The 19,313-nt window shown below is 49.6% G+C and carries 17 protein-coding genes; 2 read left to right on the top strand and 15 right to left on the bottom strand.

Features of this window, described 5'->3' with window-relative positions; genetic code table 11:
* Positions 1–38 precede the first annotated feature (38 nt).
* The 7 genes from CIK94_RS06210 to CIK94_RS06240 form a co-directional block, all read right to left on the bottom strand.
* Positions 39–740 carry an SIMPL domain-containing protein gene (locus CIK94_RS06210; protein WP_022311040.1) on the bottom strand — a complete coding sequence of 234 codons (702 nt, stop codon included), beginning with the start codon at positions 738–740 and terminating at the stop codon, positions 39–41.
* A gap of 82 nt (positions 741–822) precedes the next feature.
* The gene (locus tag CIK94_RS06215) at positions 823–1,776 is read right to left on the bottom strand and encodes an endonuclease (protein WP_094421953.1); all 954 of its coding nucleotides are present in this window, start codon (positions 1,774–1,776) and stop codon (positions 823–825) included.
* Between the two features lie 16 nt (positions 1,777–1,792).
* Positions 1,793–2,569: a prephenate dehydrogenase/arogenate dehydrogenase family protein gene (locus CIK94_RS06220; RefSeq protein WP_094388397.1), complete on the bottom strand. Its 777-nt coding sequence runs from the start codon at positions 2,567–2,569 to the stop codon at positions 1,793–1,795.
* Between the two features lie 28 nt (positions 2,570–2,597).
* A complete protein-coding gene (locus CIK94_RS06225) occupies positions 2,598–3,662 on the bottom strand; it encodes a bifunctional 3-deoxy-7-phosphoheptulonate synthase/chorismate mutase type II (protein ID WP_094386469.1) in 1,065 nt (354 codons plus the stop codon).
* A 41-nt stretch (positions 3,663–3,703) separates the two neighbouring features.
* Positions 3,704–4,876, bottom strand: coding sequence for a pyridoxal phosphate-dependent aminotransferase (locus CIK94_RS06230; RefSeq protein ID WP_094421955.1), 1,173 nt, complete (start codon positions 4,874–4,876; stop codon positions 3,704–3,706).
* Positions 4,863–5,693: a prephenate dehydratase gene (locus tag CIK94_RS06235; protein WP_094388400.1), complete on the bottom strand. Its 831-nt coding sequence runs from the start codon at positions 5,691–5,693 to the stop codon at positions 4,863–4,865. The genes CIK94_RS06230 and CIK94_RS06235 overlap by 14 nt, the downstream gene beginning before the upstream one ends.
* 397 nt (positions 5,694–6,090) lie before the next feature.
* Complete coding sequence (locus CIK94_RS06240) at positions 6,091–6,978, bottom strand: lipopolysaccharide assembly protein LapB (RefSeq protein ID WP_094421957.1); 888 nt, start codon at positions 6,976–6,978, stop codon at positions 6,091–6,093.
* Positions 6,979–7,117: 139 nt separating this feature from the next.
* On the opposite strand from CIK94_RS06240, the gene CIK94_RS06245 reads away from it, so the two are divergent.
* Positions 7,118–7,873 carry a hypothetical protein gene (locus CIK94_RS06245; protein WP_094421959.1) on the top strand — a complete coding sequence of 252 codons (756 nt, stop codon included), beginning with the start codon at positions 7,118–7,120 and terminating at the stop codon, positions 7,871–7,873.
* A 180-nt stretch (positions 7,874–8,053) separates the two neighbouring features.
* Here CIK94_RS06245 and CIK94_RS14035 read toward each other — a convergent pair whose 3' ends face one another.
* Both CIK94_RS14035 and uxaC read right to left on the bottom strand, forming a co-directional pair.
* Entirely contained in the window at positions 8,054–8,245 is a 192-nt protein-coding gene (locus tag CIK94_RS14035; RefSeq protein ID WP_144008319.1) for a hypothetical protein, read from the bottom strand.
* Positions 8,217–9,617 (bottom strand): glucuronate isomerase, encoded by a 1,401-nt coding sequence (uxaC, locus tag CIK94_RS06250; protein ID WP_094421961.1) that lies wholly within the window; start codon positions 9,615–9,617, stop codon positions 8,217–8,219. The genes CIK94_RS14035 and uxaC overlap by 29 nt, the downstream gene beginning before the upstream one ends.
* Before the next feature lie 125 nt (positions 9,618–9,742).
* Between uxaC and CIK94_RS06255 the strand changes: the two genes are divergently transcribed.
* Entirely contained in the window at positions 9,743–10,780 is a 1,038-nt protein-coding gene (locus CIK94_RS06255) for a type I asparaginase (protein ID WP_094422291.1), read from the top strand.
* Between the two features lie 73 nt (positions 10,781–10,853).
* On the opposite strand, the gene dapA is transcribed toward CIK94_RS06255, so the two are convergent.
* From dapA to glgP, 6 genes are all read right to left on the bottom strand, one after another.
* Positions 10,854–11,741, bottom strand: a complete 888-nt coding sequence (gene dapA / locus CIK94_RS06260; protein ID WP_022311052.1) for a 4-hydroxy-tetrahydrodipicolinate synthase — start codon at positions 11,739–11,741, stop codon at positions 10,854–10,856.
* Between the two features lie 76 nt (positions 11,742–11,817).
* Positions 11,818–12,735, bottom strand: coding sequence for a DMT family transporter (locus CIK94_RS06265; RefSeq protein WP_094388404.1), 918 nt, complete (start codon positions 12,733–12,735; stop codon positions 11,818–11,820).
* An 11-nt stretch (positions 12,736–12,746) separates the two neighbouring features.
* On the bottom strand, positions 12,747–13,481 hold the full coding sequence (truA, locus tag CIK94_RS06270) for a tRNA pseudouridine(38-40) synthase TruA (protein WP_094422293.1): 735 nt from the start codon (positions 13,479–13,481) through the stop codon (positions 12,747–12,749).
* Positions 13,481–14,941 carry a ComEC/Rec2 family competence protein gene (locus tag CIK94_RS06275; protein ID WP_144008320.1) on the bottom strand — a complete coding sequence of 487 codons (1,461 nt, stop codon included), beginning with the start codon at positions 14,939–14,941 and terminating at the stop codon, positions 13,481–13,483. The genes truA and CIK94_RS06275 overlap by 1 nt, the downstream gene beginning before the upstream one ends.
* Before the next feature lie 65 nt (positions 14,942–15,006).
* Positions 15,007–16,572, bottom strand: a complete 1,566-nt coding sequence (locus CIK94_RS06280; protein WP_094386640.1) for an NAD(P)/FAD-dependent oxidoreductase — start codon at positions 16,570–16,572, stop codon at positions 15,007–15,009.
* A 173-nt stretch (positions 16,573–16,745) separates the two neighbouring features.
* The gene (gene glgP, locus CIK94_RS06285; protein WP_094421965.1) at positions 16,746–19,307 is read right to left on the bottom strand and encodes an alpha-glucan family phosphorylase; all 2,562 of its coding nucleotides are present in this window, start codon (positions 19,305–19,307) and stop codon (positions 16,746–16,748) included.
* Between the last annotated feature and the right edge of the window lie 6 nt (positions 19,308–19,313).

A 19,313-nucleotide genomic window follows, 5' to 3' on the forward strand; every position in this document is an offset into this window, starting at 1 on the left:
TATATATGTGCAATAATATTGGTACAATCGTGCGATTTTCAGTCCTTGAGAGAGAAAGTTATCGTAGTGACAACTCTCACTTTTTTAATCCAAGGAGTGTTCTGGTCCCTGTCCTCGATGCTGAACTGCCCCTGGTCGGCACTGATTATCTTGTTCAGATTGGAATGGCTGTTTTCAGCAAATTGCTGTGCCGTTTTCTCCGCATTGTGTATAGCCTCTTCCATCATTTTCGGCTTCATCGACGTGAAGGAGACGTACTCGTATACCGTCGGATTTTCATAATCGCCCCCGACGATGGCTATCCCCTGCTTCAGGAGCACACTTTGCTTGGCTATAATGCCCCTTACCAGTTTGACATTGCGTGAAGTCACGGTCATAATGGCTGTGATGACGTAGCGGTAAGGCTTGTTGTTAGACGAATATTGGTCTGCATTGAGGTCCACCACCTTGGATGCATTTATTGTAATGTCCTTGTCATTCAGTCCCGACTCATGCAGAAACTTGATTATCCGTGCCTGTTTGTTGGCAATATCATCATACAAAGCCGGCAGGTCATTACCGGTTTCCTTAAACAGGATTGGCCATGTCACCTTGTCTGCTTCCACTTCCTTCTCTGCCAGTCCCTTAACCGTAACCTTACGGTCTTTGTTGGCGAAGTCATCTATACCACACTTCAGGCAAAGCCCCAGCACGATAATGGAAAACGCCAAAATCGCCGATGAATAAATCCACTTTTTCATAATACCTTATATTATATTGTTAATCATCTGCAAATATAGGGAAAACTCATATATGTTCCAAATAAAAGCTGATGAAAACACACTAATTGCCACGAATTTTGAAACGTACTATCAGAGGCAGATGGTCACTGTAGCCATTCTGATACTTCATTCCTATGTAATTGCGACGAGGTTGCACGCCACCATATTTCTTGTCTTCAGTGAGCAGGAACTTGAAGGCACCCAGCTCAGCACCTATCCAGTCGTCCCACATAGGACGCGTACCGAAAATATGGTCAAGATTCTGCCATCTCCCGCGAAACCTATAAGTTCCCTTTGCACCATTGGCTGTGTGCAGTTGGGTCGAGAGCTCCACCAAGCCATGCTCCACGATTTTCTTGACCGACCTGTCTTTCTCGGTATCATTGAAATCGCCGGCTATCAATATCCTGGCCGATGGCGAGATGGCCAGCACCGAGTCTGTCGATTCCAACAGCTTGTCAGCCACGCACATTCGATGAGGCAGAGTTTCCTTCTCACCTCCCGAGCGGCTTGGCGCATGCACCAAAAAGACATGCAGCGTGTCATCCGCTATCGTTAAACCCTTGGCATACAGTATATCGCGCGTGGGCTTCATCCCTTTCATCGGTTCTATGCGTATGGCATAACTGTCCAATAGCTTGAACGTAAACGGAGAATACAGCAGTGCCACATCGATGCCACGCACGTCGGGCGAAGAGGTCATTACATATTCGTAACGAGCCTGACGCAGTATGGAGCGACGGGTGAGGTCAAAAAGCACACTGTCGTTTTCGACCTCGGTCAAAGCCACCAAGTCGGGGATTTCAAACCTGCCGCGATACTCTCCACATGCGATAATTTCCTGGCCTATGTGGTTCAGCTTGGTCCAATATCTGTAAGGAGTCCAGTGACGATAACTCGTAGGCAGATACTCAGTATCTTCCTTCAAACTGTCATGACGACAATCAAAGAGATTTTCGCAATTCAGTTCGACCATCGTGAAAATGCCCATCAGCAGAGCCAGCAGACTACACATACCCCTCCCGTGTCTTTTAGTCCTTTACATTCTTCCTGATTTTGGTGAGATATTCCTTCATCCCATCCGCATCACGATTGTCAATGATTTCGAGCAGTTCCTTCAACTCGCTGCGTATTTGCGACACCTGGTCATGGGTGTAGGGATTGAACAGAATTTCCTGGAGCAGGTAGTCGTCCTCGCTTAATACGCCTTTGGCGATGCGCATATGCCGCTTGAACGTGGTGCCGGGAGCGTCTTGATGCTTCATGACCGCCGCAAACACAAACGTACTGACGAAAGGTATACTCAGTGAATATGCCACTGTCTTGTCATGTTCTTCAAAGGTATATTCGTATATGTTCAGTCCCAACCGAGCATAGATGTCTTTATAGAAGATACGTCCCATATAGTCGCCTTCGCTGATGATGATGGCATTCTCTTCCGACAGTTGGTTCAGATTGGCAAAGGTCGGACCAAACATCGGGTGAGTAGATACGTAGCGGTGATGCGTACTCTCATAGAATTCCTTCAACCCGGTCTTGACCGAGCTGATATCGCTCAGAATGCAGTCTTCCGGCAGATATGGAATGACCTCTCTGAATGCAGGTATGGTATACTTCACCGTCACCGCATTGATAACCAGTTCTGGGGCAAAACCTTTTATTTCATCAAGAGACGTAAACCGCTGGCAATTATATGTAAACCGCATGCGTTTGGCGTCCTTCTCATATACCGCAACCTCGTGCTCAAAGCTGAGCAGGTCGATGAAGAAACTCCCCATCTTCCCTGCTCCCATAATCAATATCTTCATAGATGCTGTTATTCTCTTTCTTGCCGTTTTAGTGGTTGATGATTTCTACCTGTTGGCGCACGCTCTCTTCGTGTACGTGTTCAAAAACCTGCGCGATAAACTCTGGCGACATACCCAGCAGCGCACCTTGCGCGCCACGCTTGTCCAAAATTTCCGAATAGCGGTTGGCCTGGAATACAGTCATGTTGTGCTCCTTTTTGTACTGACCTATCTCGCGGCATACACGCATTCGCTTCGACAGAAGGTTCATTAACTCGTTGTCCAGTTCATCCACCTGCTTGCGCAAGAGCGTTATGCCTTCGGTGGTTACATGTTCGTCTCTCACTATCAATAAACTTAATATATAATCCAATACTTCTGGCGTCACTTGTTGCTTGGCATCGCTCCATGCTTCATCAGGAGAGCAGTGACTTTCGACCAGCAGACCATCAAAGCCCAGATCCATAGCCTGTTGGCACAAGGGGGCAATCAGTTCGCGACGACCGCCGATGTGGCTGGGGTCACAGATGATGGGAAGCGTGGGGATGCGACGATGCAACTCCATAGGTATCTGCCACATAGGCAGGTTTCGGTAAATCTTTTTATCAAAGCTGGAGAAGCCGCGATGAATGGCAGCCATACGCTTGATGCCTGCCTGATTGATACGCTCCATGGCGCCAATCCAGAGTTCCAGGTCAGGGTTGACGGGGTTCTTGACAAACACGGGCACATCCACTCCTTTGAGTGCGTCTGCCAAGTCCTGCATGGCAAAGGGATTGGCTGCTGTGCGTGCGCCTACCCACAGGATATCTATGCCATACTTCAGACAGAGTTCCACATGCTCGGGCTTTGCCACTTCGGTAGACACGAGCATGCCGGTCTCTTTCTTGACACGTTGCAACCAGGGCAACGCCTCTTCACCTTTACCTTCAAAACCACCTGGCTTGGTTCGGGGTTTCCACACACCGGCGCGGAAGTTATGACATCCTTTAGCAGCCAGCTGTCGGGCTGTTTCCATTACCTGTTCTTCACTTTCAGCCGAACAAGGACCGGCTATGACCAACGGGCGTTCGTTATCGCTCGGCAGATTAAGAGGGAGAAGATCCAATTCCATAATATTCGTATTTTAATGTGTTGTTTTATCGTTATTTATCATCACCATGCCAGACCGCCGATGCGTCTCAGCGCTTCCTGCATCTTATCGTCCTGGGCACAGAGCGAAATTCTCACATAGCGTTCGCCATTGCTGCCAAATATGAAGCCAGGGGTAATGAAGACCCGGGCCTCGTGCAGCACCCTTTCGGTGAGTTGCTCGGCATTGGCATACTTGTCAGCGATTTTTCCCCAAAGAAACATACCCACCTGACTGTCATCATAAGTGCAGCCCAAAGCCTGCATGATGCGCTCGGCTATTTCGCGGCGACGGCGATACACGTTGATATTATATTCTCTGTGCCACTCTTCGGTATTGGTTGTCAGGGCCTCCGCCGCAGCAAGTTGCAGTCCGCGGAAGGTACCGCTGTCTATATTGCTCTTGATTTTCAGTATCCAACTGATGAACAGTGGGTTTGACACACACATTCCCACACGCCATCCTGGCATGTTGTAGCCCTTCGACATCGAGTTGAGCTCTATACAACAGTCCTTGGCGCCTTCCACTTGGAGCAGAGATAGGGGATGCTCGTTGAGGATGAACGAGTAGGGATTGTCGTTGACCACTACGATGTCATGGCGGCGGGCAAAGTCGACCAGCTTGCTGTACGTTTCCATGCGGGCATCGCCGCCGGTGGGCATGTTGGGATAATTGGTCCACATCAGCTTCACGCGCGACAGGTCTCTGTGCTCCAGTTCTTCGAAATCGGGCTGCCAGCCATTGTCTTCGTCCAGATTATAGTTGACCACCTTAGCACCGAGTATCTTGCTGAGCGAGGTATAGGTAGGATAGCCAGGATTAGGCACCAGCACCTCGTCTCCAGGATTGACAAAGGCGAGAGTGATATGCAGTATACCTTCCTTGCTGCCTATCAGGGGCTGCACCTCACTGGCGGCGTCTACCTCCACGCCGTACCATCTGTGGTAGAAGTCTGCCATAGCCTTCCTCAGTTCCATCGTACCCATCGTGGGCTGGTAGCCGTGGGCCGACGGGTCGTGAGCCACCTCGCAGAGTTTGTCGATGGTCTGGGGCGAAGGCGGCTGGTCCGGACTGCCTATAGCAAGACTTATGATATCCTGTCCTTCAGCATTGAGTCGTGCCACTTCCTTGAGTTTCCGACTGAAGTAATATTCCTGTACCGCGTCCAGGCGGCTGGCTGGTTTAATGTTGTTCATATTCTCCGATTATTTGTAGTTCTTTAGTCAGTGGTATAATGGCGTCTATCGACTGGCGGTAACGCGTGAGATTGTCGAAGGTCACATCGACATAGAAGAGATATTCCCACTCATGCCCGATGATGGGCAGAGACTGTATCTTGGTCAAGTTGATGTCGTAGAAGGAGAGAATGGTAAGCACCTTGGACAGACTTCCTTCCTCGTGGGGCAACGAGAATACGAGACTCGACTTGTTGGTATGCTCTATCTGCCTCATGAAATCGGCCTTGTTGGGATGGCATACCACCAGGAAGCGGGTAAAGTTGTGCTTGTTGTCCTCGATATGGTCTTCCAGCACCTTCATGCCATAGAGCCTGGCGGCATCGGCATGGCAGATGGCCGCCCAACCCTTGCAGCGGTTGCGGCTGATGTATTCGGCACTCCCCGCGGTGTCCTCGCCTTCCACTGCCTTGATACCGGGATGGTTGGAGAGAAAGTTGCGGCACTGCATCAGCGCCACGGGGTGCGAGTGGACCTCGGTCACGCTGGTCCAGTCGTCGTCGGGCAGACAGCAGATGGCATGCTGGATGTGCAGACGGTGTTCGCCCACGATGGTAGTACCCGACGAGCGCAGCAGTTCATAATTATGCAGCAACGAGCCGGCTATCGTGTTCTCAATGGCGAGAAAGCCAATCACGGTGGGGTCACGTCTGATATTCTCGAATATCTGTTCGAAGGTCGAGCAGCAGATGATTTGCAACTGTTCTCCTTCGAAATACTGATGTGCCGCTATATCATGAAACGACCCGATTACTCCCTGTATTGCTACTCTCTTCATTCGTATCTTTTATTTATGCAAAAATCCCGCTCCAATAGGCTTGAAGCGGGATTACTGTTATGTTAATATCCTAAGTTGATTTTATACGCAACTTCCCGCTTCACAATTGCTTGCAAAGTAAAAGTAAAAGCCATAAAAGTATGCGTTCATTGCTATCATATTATCGTTATTATTGCGTTTACGATACAAAAGTATAACTTTCCAGTGAACCATGCAAACATTTCGATAGTTTTTTTTTCAATTATCTACAATTGTCGCCACGCTGGCCATCACCTTCGCGGTCATCGCTGTCGCAGCCGTCCTCCGTTCCGGGCACCCGGCGAGTGCACTGCGTCCGTTCGTCGGCAGGGCCATCATCCCGGTTTACCTGGTGGGCACGTTCACTGAGTCTACTGGCTTATACACCGAATGGATTGCTGTTGCGATAGGCTTCTTCGACCTTGCGCTGTATGTCCTCGGTACCGCGAGCGGTATAGTCGCCATTGACATCGGCCACCTGTTCGGGTTCCAGCTCCAGCGCAGCACGGGCGTCAGCCTCGGCACCTTCCTTGTCGCCCTTGGCATACTTCACCGCTCCGCGCTCCTTCATGGCAGCGGCGCTGAAAGGATTGGCGTCAATCACGCGATCATAGTAAGCCAAAGCGCCATCGAGGTCATCCTTGGCCTTGGCCACTCTGGCAGCCAGAAGCAGCGCATCCTCGTTTTCCGGCACCTTTTCCATGAGCAATTTCACATCAGCCTCGGCGCCGGCGAGGTCGTCCATCTTCAGGAGGGTCTCTCCACGCAGCAGATTGGCACTGAGGAAAGCCTCGTTGATGGCTATTGCCTTGGTAAGCATGGCTATTGCCAGTATGGGGTTGCCCTGTCCTACATACGATTGGGCCAACAAGTAATGGGCTTCGGCACTTTCAGGATTAACTTCCAAAGCCTTGTTGCTCATCTGTTGCTGGGCGTCGTAGTCTTCACGCATATAGGCCACATTGGCCATACGCAGCCATATCTGCTCGTTATCGGGCTGGGCTTCGGCGAGACGACCGAGATACTGGTAGGAATTCTCGAGGTCGCCGAGTCGCAGATAGGCCTGGGAGAGATAGTCACAGGTCTCAAGGTCATCATGTATCTGGAGCGCATGTTCAAAGCACTTTACCGCATACTCGTTCTGACCCATACGGAGGGCGCGCACGCCGTCGTACTTGAGCACATCAAATTCCTTACTCTTGTTATCGTCGTTCTTGGCGGCGTCATCGTCGCCACCCAAGCCTAATAATGACTTCAAAAAACCCATTTCTATCGTTATATTAGTGATTAATAAAAGCTCTATAATTTACAAAGGTAACATAAATTAGGTTAACAAGGCAAACAAAACCAACTTTTTTTGCCTCGAAGTTGCCGATAAGTTATCCGAAACTATTAATTTTGCCGTTATGAAACGAATTATGCTTTTAATATGGCTCTTCAGCATGAGCCACGCCATATTTGCACAGCGTATAGCACGTGGTCCGCTCCACAGTGCAGACAATATGCGCAACGAATGGTTGCTTCCCGGCGACACCTTATATTATATAGGACAGGCGCCACGCATCTACAATGGCGAGCCACGGCTTCTGAATACCGAGCTTGCCCACCCCGAGCCCAATGTCGATACCTACGTCGGCGGCATGCATGAGGGGCTCAACCTCGCGCTCGACTTCAGCGCCTTTGCCACACTGGGCAAACACGCCCCTCATCGTGGCGGCTTCGGCCAGAACATCAATGCTGCCTATCTCGCGCCCCTTACGCGCGACGGCAAGTTATGGGGTGCGGCCGGCATTTACTTCAACAACACCACTTGGGGCGGCGACGCCTACCGTGATGCCGGTCTCTATGGCATTCTGGGTTACAAAATCAATGAGAAGTGGGAGCTCTATGCCTATGGCCAGCTCTCGATAGCCAACAACTATAACTCCTTCTTCAATCGTTATGGTATGCCCGGATATGGCTATTGGGGCTACAGCGCCCTACCCTTCTCCATGCGTACGGGTTATGGCTTTGCCACTCCCGGTGCCAATGTCATCGGTATCGGTGCCAAATACAACTTCAGCCCGTCGTTTTCTATCCAGGTCGATGTACAACAGGCGTGGTATGACAACAACCGCCCGTTCTATGGCGACCACCACCTCTACCCTAACCAGCGCCCCTGACCCCGCAGAGACGCCATTTCAGTTGGAGATAAGATACAAGTTGATTGCAAAGCGCGAAACCATAAAATCATGGCGTGAAAAGACGGTATCAAAGTGTGAAAACCCTAAATCAAACCACGGAATTATCTTTAATAAGACCTCGGATATTTTTGTTTTTTACGGATATATATTGCGTTGCTCTCACAACAAGACTATGATATGCAGCAAACGCACATCCCGACTCTCGCTGCCGTCATCTACTATCAAGAACAGGGCAAATGACAATGCCGCCATGCCAAAAGATAAAAAGGGCTTGCAACATAATGCTGCAAGCCCTCTCTGTTTATCTTCGGTCTGGACGGTATCAATAGAATCTGAAATATCTGCGCGCATTGTTGTAGGAGATGTCCTCCACCATGCGTGCCAAGGGTTCCTCGTCATTGGGTATAAGTCCTCGCTCCACGTCTGTACCTAACAGATTGCACAGCAGACGACGGAAGTACTCATGACGGGGATAGCTCAGGAACGAGCGAGAGTCGGTCAGCATGCCCACAAACCTTGACAGGAGACCCAGGTTGGACAAAGCGTTCATCTGGCGGGTCATTCCGTCGAGCTGGTCGTTGAACCACCAGCCAGCACCAAACTGCATCTTGCCCGGCTCGCTGCCATCCTGGAAGTTGCCTATCATCGCGGCTATCATCTCATTGGCGCAGGGGTTGAGGGTGTAGATGATGGTGCGGGTAAGTTTGCCCTCGCTATTGAGATGGTCAAAGAAATGAGACATAGCCGTAGCGGTATTGAACTCACCGATGGAGTCGAATCCCGTATCTGGGCCTATGGCGTTGAACATACGCGTATTGTTGTTGCGGATAGGGCCATAATGGAACTGCTGTGTCCAGTCGTCGGCAGCGTCCATTTCAGCACTAAGGGTAAGGAAACAATGCTTGAACTGGCGAATCTCCAATGCCGACAGGCTCATGCCACGCATGGCCTTGGAGAAGATGGTCTCAATCTGTGACGCGGTGTATGGCTCGTCGTAGAACTCATCAATGCCGTGGTCGGAAAGACGGCATCCGCAGGCGTTGAAATAGTCATGACGATTCTGGAGGGCATCAACCATATCCTTGAAGTGGACGATGTTCACGCCGGCCTTCTCTCCCAGAGTCTGCACATAATCGGCAAAGCCCGCCTTGTCAATATTCATGGCCTTGTCGGGGCGCCAAGCGGGCAGCATGTGAATCTGGAAACCGCTTTCCTTGACTTGCTTGTGATAAGTCAGGTCATCTATGGGGTCGTCGGTTGTGCAGACGCACTCAACATTGAAGCGGGCCATCAGTCCGCGTGCCGAAAACTCGGGGAGCTTGAGTTTCTCATTACATTCGTCATAGATTTCGCGCGCAGTGGCTGGGCTGAGCACCTTGTCTATGCCAAAACCCGAACGAAGTTCAAGGTGAGTCCAGTGATACAACGGATTGCGGTAGCAGTAGGAAATGGTATCAGCCCATTTCTCAAACTTCTCCCAATCGGAAGCATCACCGGTAATATATTTTTCATCAACGCCATTGGTACGCATAGCGCGCCACTTGTAATGGTCCTCTCCAAGCCACAATTCGGTAATGCTTGAAAACTGATGATCGTCGGCCACCATTTTAGGGTCAAGATGACAATGATAATCGATAATTGGCATCTTGGCAGCGTGGTCATGGTAAAGATGTTTGGCCGTCTCCGTGTCGAGAAGGAAATCGGCATCCATAAATTGTTTCATACAATAAATCAATTAATATGTTATTTTGGTTGCAAATGTACTGATTTTTTTTGTGCAAGAACCAAAAAAAATGTAAATTTGCATGGAATATATGATTTTGACAAATCATCTTTACATTCTTAATGATGAGAAAAAAAGGAAAAGTACTGCTCATTTACACCGGTGGCACCATTGGAATGGGTGTAAACCCCGCTACCGGCGCCCTGGAGCCATTGGATTTTAAGCATCTTAAAGAGCATTTGCCGGAATTCCAATATATCAAGACTGATATAGACATCTATCAGTTCAATCCGCCAATAGATTCGAGCGACATGAGCACTGACTCATGGATAAGGCTGGTCTCTATCATCGGTGAACAGTATGATATGTATGACGGCTTTGTCATCCTGCATGGTACAGACACCATGGCCTACACCGCTTCGGCCCTATCTTTCCTCTTAGAGAACCTCACCAAGCCGGTAATCCTAACCGGAAGCCAGCTGCCATTGGGCCAGTTGCGCACCGACGGCAAGGAGAATATCCTGACGAGTATAGAACTGGCGTCGACCTATCGTCCAGACGGCACCCCGATGGTGCCCGAGGTGTGTATCTACTTCAACGGCCATCTGCTGCGAGGCAACCGTGCCACCAAGCAGAATGCCGACGGGTTCAACGCTTTTGACTCGTTCAACTACCCGCACCTCTGCGATGCGGGAGTCGATTTCACCTTCCACACCCATCACATCCTTAGCCCCGACTACAGCAAACCGCTTATCGTGCACAAGGAGATGGACCGCAATGTCATCATCTTCTCCCTCTTCCCGGGTATAGACGAGAATATAGTGAAGCACGTGCTTGAGGCTCCCGAGCTCCGGGGTATCATCATGCGCAGTTATGGCAGCGGAAATGCACCTCACTACCCATGGATTATCAAAGAACTGCGCGAGGCGAGCAATCGCGGCGTGGTGGTGGTCAACATTAGCCAATGTATATCGGGCAAGGTTGAAATGGGAAGGTATGATACGGGACGGCAACTGCTCCAGGCGGGCATCATCTCTGGCAGAGACAGCACCGTAGAGGCTGCCGCCACCAAGTTGATGTATCTGCAAGGGAGATACGATGACTCCGAGAAAATCAGAGAGCTGATGGCTCACTCTATAGCCGGTGAACTTACTGAAGTGTAAGCCAAATAGAGATACGAAAGAGGGATATGCTGACAGCATATCCCTCTTTCGTATCTTATAATGAAGTCTCGTCCTATATGCGAAGCTCCTTGAGAATGTTGGCCATCTTCTCCTTGGTCGCAATGGTAGTGGGGACCAAAGGCAGACGCAATACATTTTCGATATATCCCATGTCGTTGAGCAGAGCCTTGACTCCAGCAGGGTTGCCATCAACAAAGAGCAGTTTGTAAAGTTCGGTAAAACGATGGTGGATGGTTCTGGCGGGGTCGTATTCGCCCTTGAACTCAAGTCTAATCATACGCGAGAACTCCTTGGGCAGTGCATTGCCTATCACAGAGATGACTCCGATGGCGCCACTTGCAACCATAGAGAACGTAAGTGCATCGTCGCCGCTGATGACCTCAAAGCCATCTGGTTTGTTCTTGATGATTTCATCCACCTGCTCAAGCGAGCCGCTCGCCTCCTTGACTCCCACGATGTTGTGGCACTCTCGCGCCAAGCGCACGATAGTCTCAGGCTTCATGTTGACGCCGGTACGTCCTGGCACGTTATACAAAACGATGGGTAGAGGGCTTGCCTGGCTTATTGCCTTGAAATGCTGGTAAAGCCCCTCTTGTGAGGGCTTGTTGTAATACGGGCAGATACTGAGAATACCATCAATTCCAGACCAGTCGGTTTCCTGTATTTCGGCAACAACCTCACGAGTATTATTGCCACCACAATATTTAAGGATAGGCACTCTGCCATTTGTAATCTCTTTAACGACCTCCGTTATCTTGTCTTTTTCATCACGAGAGAGACAAGGTGCCTCTCCAGTGGTTGCAAGAATACAGAAAAAATCGGCACCGTTATCCAATTGATATCGTATCAGGCGCTGTAACGCAGCATAATCTACTTCACCGTCTTGTGTAAAGGGAGTTATCAGGGCAATACCCAAGCCTTTGAATATGTTTCGTGACATAATAATGTGGTTATTTATGTACAAAGTTACAAGAAATATGGCAAAAGCCAAAGTGGATGCATGTTTTTTTGATTTTTTAATGACCTCCTATCCACAAAAAGACCATGCCCACAAGCACCAACAGCAAGTCTATGGCTTTAGACTTCAGGTTCTTCTCGTGGAAAAGCAAGGCTCCACACATGAAACTGACGATAACCGAACTGCGGCGTACCATGGAAACGATGGAAATCATGGCGGCAGGAAGGCTCAAGGCATAAAAATAGACAAAGTCGGCGGCGCAGAGAAATACGGAGATGAACACGATGTACCAACTCCATCTGAAGCGCTCGGTCTTCCCCCTCTTCCACCACCAGATGAGAAGGACGATACCCATCATGGCCATCTGGTAGAGATTGTACCAGCTCTGTACGGTCATACTGTTAAGCGCGAGGCCGCCATTATCGGCAGGCGCCATAAGATACTTGTCGTACAGTCCGCTGGCGGCACCCAACAGTGCTGCTCCGACAAGAAAGATTATCCAGATGTTGTGCTTGAAGTCGATGCCTTCCTTCTTGCTGCTGCGGCTCAGCATAAAGAAAGAGATGATGGCAAAGACCACACCCACCCATTGCCACGCATTGAGTCGCTCGCCAAAAAGTAGCAGCGCACCTATCAACGTCATCACGGGGCGGGTGGCATTGATGGGGCCAACGATGGTAAGCGGCAGATGCTTCATGGCAAAATAGCCAAGCGTCCATGACGACAGGACGATACAACTCTTGAGCAGGATATACTTGTGTACCTCCCAACCCTGGGACTGTACGTAAAACATACTCCCCTCTAACAGATGGGAGTTTGCGGACAAAAGAATAAAGGGCAAGAAGATAACAGAAGAAAACAGGGTGTTAAGGAAAAGAACGGGGATGACAGCATTGCCATCGAGAGATTTCTTCTTACATGTGTCATAAAAACCTAACAGCAGCGCTGAAAGGAAAGCAAGACTTAACCAGACCATCACTTATATATTTAATAAACTATATCCCAGAGGAAAAGGGCATGAGCAGGCATGCTCTCACCTGCATTTTTACGGCTACCGGAAGCTACAACCGCACGGAACTCATCAAGAGTCATACGACCACGACCTACCTCGACCAATGTGCCAACCACGGCACGCACCATATTACGCAAGAATCGGTTGGCGATAATCTCGAAATACCAGCAGCCAGGCTCCTCCATCTTAATCCATTCGGCCTTGGTCAGGTCGCACAACGTAGTCTTGACATCTGCGCCTACCTTGCAGAAGGAGCCGAAGTCCTTGACATCGAGCAGCAGCCGGGCTGCCTCATTCATAGCTTCGAAATCAAGCTGATAAGGCATCTCCAAGGAATAAAAACGATGGAAAGGATTGCGATGGGTATGTATATAATAATGATAGGTGCGCTTGACGGCAGAGAAACGTGCATGCAAATCGTCTGCGACTTTCCTCACGTCGTGTATGGCTATGTCGCGTGGCATCATCCGGTTCAACTTATAAGCCAATTGGGCTCCATCGAGCTCGCCGTCATAATCAAAATGTGCAACCATCAAATGGGCATGGACACCAGCGTCGGTGCGACCGGCTCCCACCACCTCGATGGTGCCTCTCAACAGTGTGGACAATCGTTCTTGAAGAACCTGCTGGACAGATATTCCATTGGGCTGTATCTGCCAACCATGATAGGCGGTTCCGTCAAAACTAAGATAAATAAAATATCGACTCATCATTTGGAATGCAAAGTTAGACAAAATATGCGATACACACAAATGATTAACACATAAAGAGCAACGACCTGAACGCCATCAAAATGAATATTTTCGATAGAAGCGCCGGGCAGCATGGCAATTCCCCTCACGCTGCTGTCCATGATATGGGCGGCAGAAGTGAGAATGGCCACCATCCACCGTTGGATTAGGGCGACGGGGGTAAGGAGCAATACGGCAAATGCGGAATATACTATAATGTACGCGCAAGGCACCACCACAATGTTGGCAAGAAGGAAATAACAGGACAACCGGCCGAAATGGTATAACAGCAATGGTGCCACCGCCAGCTGGGCTGACAAGGAGAGCCACAACAGTGACAGAAACCAGTTGAGGCGGCGCTTGGGTTGAAAGAAGAAGATACCCAAAACGGCCATGAAAGACAACTGAAAACCCACATCCCACAAGGATAAGGGATTGAAGAGAAGAATTACCAGGGCTGTAAACGCCAATGTATTGAATGGCTGATGTGGTCTGTTGTCTAAATCGACAACTGCATACAGGCTAATCATGGTCGCGGCTCTCGTAATGCTGGGCGAAAGTCCGACAAGGATAGTAAATCCCCATATCAACCCAAACAATAAAAGGGCCTTAATGAATTTGATAGTGAGTCTTCCTTTGCCTCCGGTGTAAGCAATCAGAAACTTGGCGATGCCATTCATAATGTAATTGACTATCGCAAACAACACCATCAGATGCAAACCGCTCAAAGCCAGGATGTGACTTGCACCGGAAATAGAGTATTCGTCACGCATTTGGTCGTCAAGGAGACTCTTGTCGCCAATAGTCATGGCGCTAATGAGTGCCAATGTCCTGTCTTCAAGACCCAGACGCCTGTAATTCTCCTGCAAGTTGCCACGCCACATCGTTGCACGCATGCGTATTTTCTCCATGGTTGGCAAATTGCTTATTTTGATTTGCTCGCGTTGCCAGTCTTGCCATACATAAGCGGTCGCATCATAGTGATTGACACGCAGCCAGCGCTGATAATCGAAATGTCCGTCACTGTAGTCTACATCGGCTACAGCTTTCAAGGCGGTGCTGACAACAAGTCCGTCGCCAGGCCTAAGCGTATCGCCATAGAGTTGGGCTTCGCGCAACAGCGTGGCCTTCACCTTTATAGGCTCTGGAGTATTGACAATCCACAAGTCGCACTTGAAAGACTTGTCGGTAATGACGGGTTGGCTGACGACAACAGCCTCATAATAATGTCGCCCGACGGGAATGGCCTTGTTGTACTCTTTCGCGATGGTGACAAGCCAAGCTCCAGCGATGATGGCGCCGACATGGACACTCAGACTTGAAACAATCGGGAAGCGCATGAACCAGCTGCCGATAGCTATAGCGGAAATCAGGAGGACGGCATAGACTGCAAACGGCAACATAAGAATATCGCCCAAAGCTATGCCTAAAATGAACATAACCGCTATCACGAACAGCGGATTGTTACGATAGAAATCTACGCTATATCTCAAGCCTGACTGAATTAGATTTGTTGCAGATAAGCAGCACACTGCTCGGCACAACGCTCACCATCTACGCCGGCAGACACAATTCCGCCTGCATACCCAGCTCCTTCTCCACAAGGGAAAAGGCCCTGGAGTCTCACATGCATAAGCGTTTCCCGGTTGCGAAGTATTCTCACCGGCGAGCTGGTACGTGTTTCCATAGCTATGAGCACCGCTTCATTGGTAAGAAAACCATGAGCCTGGCGACCAAAGGTCTTGAAACCTTCCTGAAGGCGTGATGCAATCGGCTTGGGCATCCAGAAATGCAATGGGCTCGAAATCAATCCGGGCGCATAGCTGCTTGCGGGTAGGTCATAGCTCAATCTGTTGTTCACGAAGTCAGCCATTCGCTGGGCTGGAGCTGTCTGCTGACGGTTTCCTTGTTGCCAACACATCTTCTCAACTTCCTCCTGGTAGTGCATAACGGCCAATGGATTGTCTGCATCGATATCCTCGGGACGCAACTCGACAACCATACCCGAATTGCTCCACTTGGTTCCACGGTTGGCGGGGCTCATACCATTGACAACGATTTGCTCGGGTCCTGTTGCAGCGGGTATTACAAAACCGCCGGGACACATGCAAAAGCTATAAACGCCCCTTCCGTCAACCTGAGTGACCATGCTATACTCTGCAGCAGGAAGGTATTTGCCGCGACCTTGCTTACTGTGATATTGTATCTGGTCTATAAGCATGGCGGGATGCTCGAGTCTTACACCGACGGCAATGCCTTTGGCCTCAATCTCAATATTGTCACGATAAAGATAACGATAAACGTCGCGAGCACTATGACCCGTGGCAAGAATGACAGGACCATTCCAGCAACGTTGCTCACCTGTATTCAGATCTACCGCTTCTACACCGACCACGGTATCACCCTTGGTGATGAGGCTGGTCATTTTGGTCTGGAAATGCACCTGACCGCCACATCCAAGGATAGTGTTGCGCATGTTTTCTATAACTCGGGGCAACTTGTCTGTACCTATATGAGGGTGGGCGTCAACCAGAATGGATGTGGAGGCACCGTGCTGACAGAATACATTAAGTATCTTGTCGACATTGCCACGCTTCTTGCTGCGTGTAAACAACTTGCCATCCGAGTAAGCGCCAGCTCCGCCTTCGCCAAAACAATAGTTGGACTCTTCATCCACCTTTTGGATTTTGGCAATGAGTGCCATATCACGCTTACGGTCATGGACATTCTTTCCACGCTCAAGCACAATCGGCTTATACCCAAGTTCTATCAGTCGCAAAGCAGCAAACAAGCCGCCGGGGCCCTCTCCTATCACGAGCACCTGAGGCTTTTCATCTACCTGGGGATAGACGGTGCGTTGGAAGTCACCGGAAGGAAACTCATTGATGTAGACTCTGACCGTGAGGTTGATGAATATATTACGTTGACGGGCATCTATCGACCGTTTGACAATGCGCGTGGTCGTAACCTTCGTCACATCGACGCCCTTTTCGTCTGCCAAAAACTGTAATATACTCTGCTCGCTTGCCGCGACTTGCGGCGTAACTCTTATCTGGTAATCGGTGGTCATATCTATACTATATATTATTCTGACAGGCCGCATTCCAAAGACCTATCTCATCTGCAAAAATACATCATTTATGTTAATCACACAATCTATTACAAATAAAAATGCCAGATGTGGACAAAAAAAGAGGATGGTTGCTCAAACAACCACCCTCTCCATATATAAATTTAATAATATTAGTCAAGCCACTTCACATAGCAGAAGTCCTGACGATGGGGCAGCTCAGCATTCTTGGGATACATACGAACACAAGTACGGAAGGCACCAGCAACATCGGGTTCAACATTTACCTCGAAGATATAGTTATTGCCCTCGTGGCCAACTACCTCAAACGGATGAACGCTGTAAACCTGGCGACCATCAGGAGTAAGTTCGTTGTTGAGCGAAACAAGCTCCAGACCAACAGCATCCACAAGACCCTGCTCGTCGATGACATATCTCAGCTTGTAGCTTACTCCGGTCTCGCCGCCATTATCAAGGAGAGTTGTCTCCTTAGACACAACGTTGATACTATCCCAACGCTCGGCAACGGTTTCCTTCCACTGAGCCAGGTCCTTAGCCAGACGATTGTTGTCGGCAGCCAGCTTGTGGTAGCGTGCAGCCTGGGCGTTGTAGAACTTAGTGTAGTAGTCATCCAACTGACGCTTCATGGTGTAGTGGGGAGCGATAGTGGCGATAGAGTTCTTGATTACCTTAATCCAACCCTCACTATAGCCCTTCTTAGACTTCTTATAGTAGAGAGGAATAATCTCATTCTCGAGCAGACCATAGATTGTAGCTGCGTCGAGCTGGTCCTGATAACCCTGGTTCTGATAGGTACGCTTCTCGGGGAGAGCCCAACCGGCACCCTCACGATAGCCTTCAACCCACCAGCCATCAAGAACAGAGAGGTTAACCACACCGTTCATCTCGGCCTTCTCACCAGAAGTACCGGAAGCCTCGAGAGGACGGGTAGGAGTATTCATCCAGATATCAACACCAGATACCAAGCGACGGGCAAGCTGCATATCGTAGTCCTCAAGGAAGATAATCTTGCCGAGGAACTCTGGACGCTGGCTGATTTCAAAGATCTTCTTGATAAGTCCCTGTCCGGCCCCGTCGGCGGGGTGAGCCTTACCAGAGAAGAAGAAGAGAACTGGATGCTCGGGGTCGTTAACAATCTTGCTGAGGCGTTCCAGGTCGGTGAAGAGCAGGTGGGCGCGCTTGTAAGTAGCAAAACGACGGCAGAAGCCAATCATCAGCGCGTTGGGGTTGATGCGCTCAAGCAGGGATACCACGCGAGCAGGGTCGCCCTGGTTGCGGAGCCATGTCTGGGTAAACTTCTCACGGATATAGCTAATGAGCTTCTTCTTGAGAGCCATACGGGTCTCCCAGATTTCATCGTCTGGAACGTTGTAGATACCATGCCAGATAGACTCATTGCTCTGGTCGCTCATGAACGACTCGTCGAAATACTTGTCATATACCTTACGCCACTCTGTCGCTGTCCATGATGGGAAGTGAACGCCATTGGTAACATAGCCCACTGAGTTTTCCTCTGCAAAATATCCCTTCCACAAGGGCTGGAACATCTGCTGGCTAACCCAGCCATGGAGCTTGCTCACGCCATTGATACCCTGGCAGGTGTTGCAAGCGAATGTTGACATACAGAAACGCTCACTGTGGTCATCAGGATTCTGACGACCCATGCCGATAAACTCATCCCAGCTGATGCCGAGACGTGAAGGATAGCCGCCCATGTACTTGCCAAACAGAGACTCATCGAAGTAGTCGTGACCGGCAGGCACAGGAGTGTGAACGGTATAGAGTGAAGAAGCCTTAACCAGCTCCATAGCCTGGTTGAAGGTAAGGCCATTGTCAACATAGTCGCAGAGACGCTGCAGATTGCACAGGGCAGCGTGGCCCTCATTGCAGTGATAGATGTCCTTGGTAATTCCGAGCTTCTTCAGAGTAAGGATACCACCAATACCCAGCAGGATTTCCTGCTTCAGACGGTTCTCCCAGTCGCCGCCATACAGTGAATGGGTGATAGGACGGTCAAACTCAGAGTTCATATCATTGTCGGTATCGAGCAGATAGAGCTTGATACGGCCAACGTTTACCTGCCAAACATAAGCATGTACCTGATAGTTCATATAGGGTACGTCTACCACAACAGGGTTGCCATCCTTGTCCAGAACGCGCTCAATAGGAAGAGAATTGAAGTTCTGGGCGTCGTATTTGGCAATCTGCTGGCCGTCCATACTCAGACTCTGAGTGAAGTAGCCGAAGCGATAGAGGAAACCTACGGCACAGAGGTCTACATTACTGTCAGAAGCCTCCTTGAGGTAGTCACCAGCCAGCATACCGAGACCACCGGAGTAAATCTTGAGCACCTGGTTGAGACCATATTCCATACAGAAATAAGCTACAGAAGGACGACTGGCATCGGGCTTGACGTTCATATAGGTCGTAAACTTCGCATATACATCCTTGATTTTCTTCATCAGCTTTGTATCGTTCACGATTTCGACCTTGCGATCATAGCTTAATCTCTCCAGAAGAAGCACTGGGTTGTGTCCAACTTCCTCATAGAGCTTTTCATCGAGACACTTAAACATGTTACGTGCTTCGTAGTTCCAGCCCCACCACATGTTGTGAGCGAGCTCATCCAGACATTTTAATTTTTCTGGCAATCTTGATTTGATTGTCAACTCCTTCCATTTCGGCTCGTTGACATAATCTGACTTTATCTTCATATATGT

The organism is Prevotella sp. P4-51 (assembly GCF_002251455.1).
Classification (GTDB): domain Bacteria; phylum Bacteroidota; class Bacteroidia; order Bacteroidales; family Bacteroidaceae; genus Prevotella.

Bases quoted from the DNA above. Each gene is read 5' to 3' on its own strand.
- CIK94_RS06210 (WP_022311040.1), bottom strand. From the start codon at position 740: ATGAAAAAGTGGATTTATTCATCGGCGATTTTGGCGTTTTCCATTATC.
- CIK94_RS06215 (WP_094421953.1), bottom strand. From the start codon at position 1,776: ATGTGTAGTCTGCTGGCTCTGCTGATGGGCATTTTCACGATGGTCGAA.
- CIK94_RS06220 (WP_094388397.1), bottom strand. From the start codon at position 2,569: ATGAAGATATTGATTATGGGAGCAGGGAAGATGGGGAGTTTCTTCATC.
- CIK94_RS06225 (WP_094386469.1), bottom strand. From the start codon at position 3,662: ATGGAATTGGATCTTCTCCCTCTTAATCTGCCGAGCGATAACGAACGC.
- CIK94_RS06230 (WP_094421955.1), bottom strand. From the start codon at position 4,876: ATGAACAACATTAAACCAGCCAGCCGCCTGGACGCGGTACAGGAATAT.
- CIK94_RS06235 (WP_094388400.1), bottom strand. From the start codon at position 5,693: ATGAAGAGAGTAGCAATACAGGGAGTAATCGGGTCGTTTCATGATATA.
- CIK94_RS06240 (WP_094421957.1), bottom strand. From the start codon at position 6,978: ATGGGTTTTTTGAAGTCATTATTAGGCTTGGGTGGCGACGATGACGCC.
- CIK94_RS06245 (WP_094421959.1), top strand. From the start codon at position 7,118: ATGAAACGAATTATGCTTTTAATATGGCTCTTCAGCATGAGCCACGCC.
- CIK94_RS14035 (WP_144008319.1), bottom strand. From the start codon at position 8,245: ATGCGCGCAGATATTTCAGATTCTATTGATACCGTCCAGACCGAAGAT.
- uxaC (WP_094421961.1), bottom strand. From the start codon at position 9,617: ATGAAACAATTTATGGATGCCGATTTCCTTCTCGACACGGAGACGGCC.
- CIK94_RS06255 (WP_094422291.1), top strand. From the start codon at position 9,743: ATGAGAAAAAAAGGAAAAGTACTGCTCATTTACACCGGTGGCACCATT.
- dapA (WP_022311052.1), bottom strand. From the start codon at position 11,741: ATGTCACGAAACATATTCAAAGGCTTGGGTATTGCCCTGATAACTCCC.
- CIK94_RS06265 (WP_094388404.1), bottom strand. From the start codon at position 12,735: ATGGTCTGGTTAAGTCTTGCTTTCCTTTCAGCGCTGCTGTTAGGTTTT.
- truA (WP_094422293.1), bottom strand. From the start codon at position 13,481: ATGAGTCGATATTTTATTTATCTTAGTTTTGACGGAACCGCCTATCAT.
- CIK94_RS06275 (WP_144008320.1), bottom strand. From the start codon at position 14,941: ATGTTCATTTTAGGCATAGCTTTGGGCGATATTCTTATGTTGCCGTTT.
- CIK94_RS06280 (WP_094386640.1), bottom strand. From the start codon at position 16,572: ATGACCACCGATTACCAGATAAGAGTTACGCCGCAAGTCGCGGCAAGC.
- glgP (WP_094421965.1), bottom strand. From the start codon at position 19,307: ATGAAGATAAAGTCAGATTATGTCAACGAGCCGAAATGGAAGGAGTTG.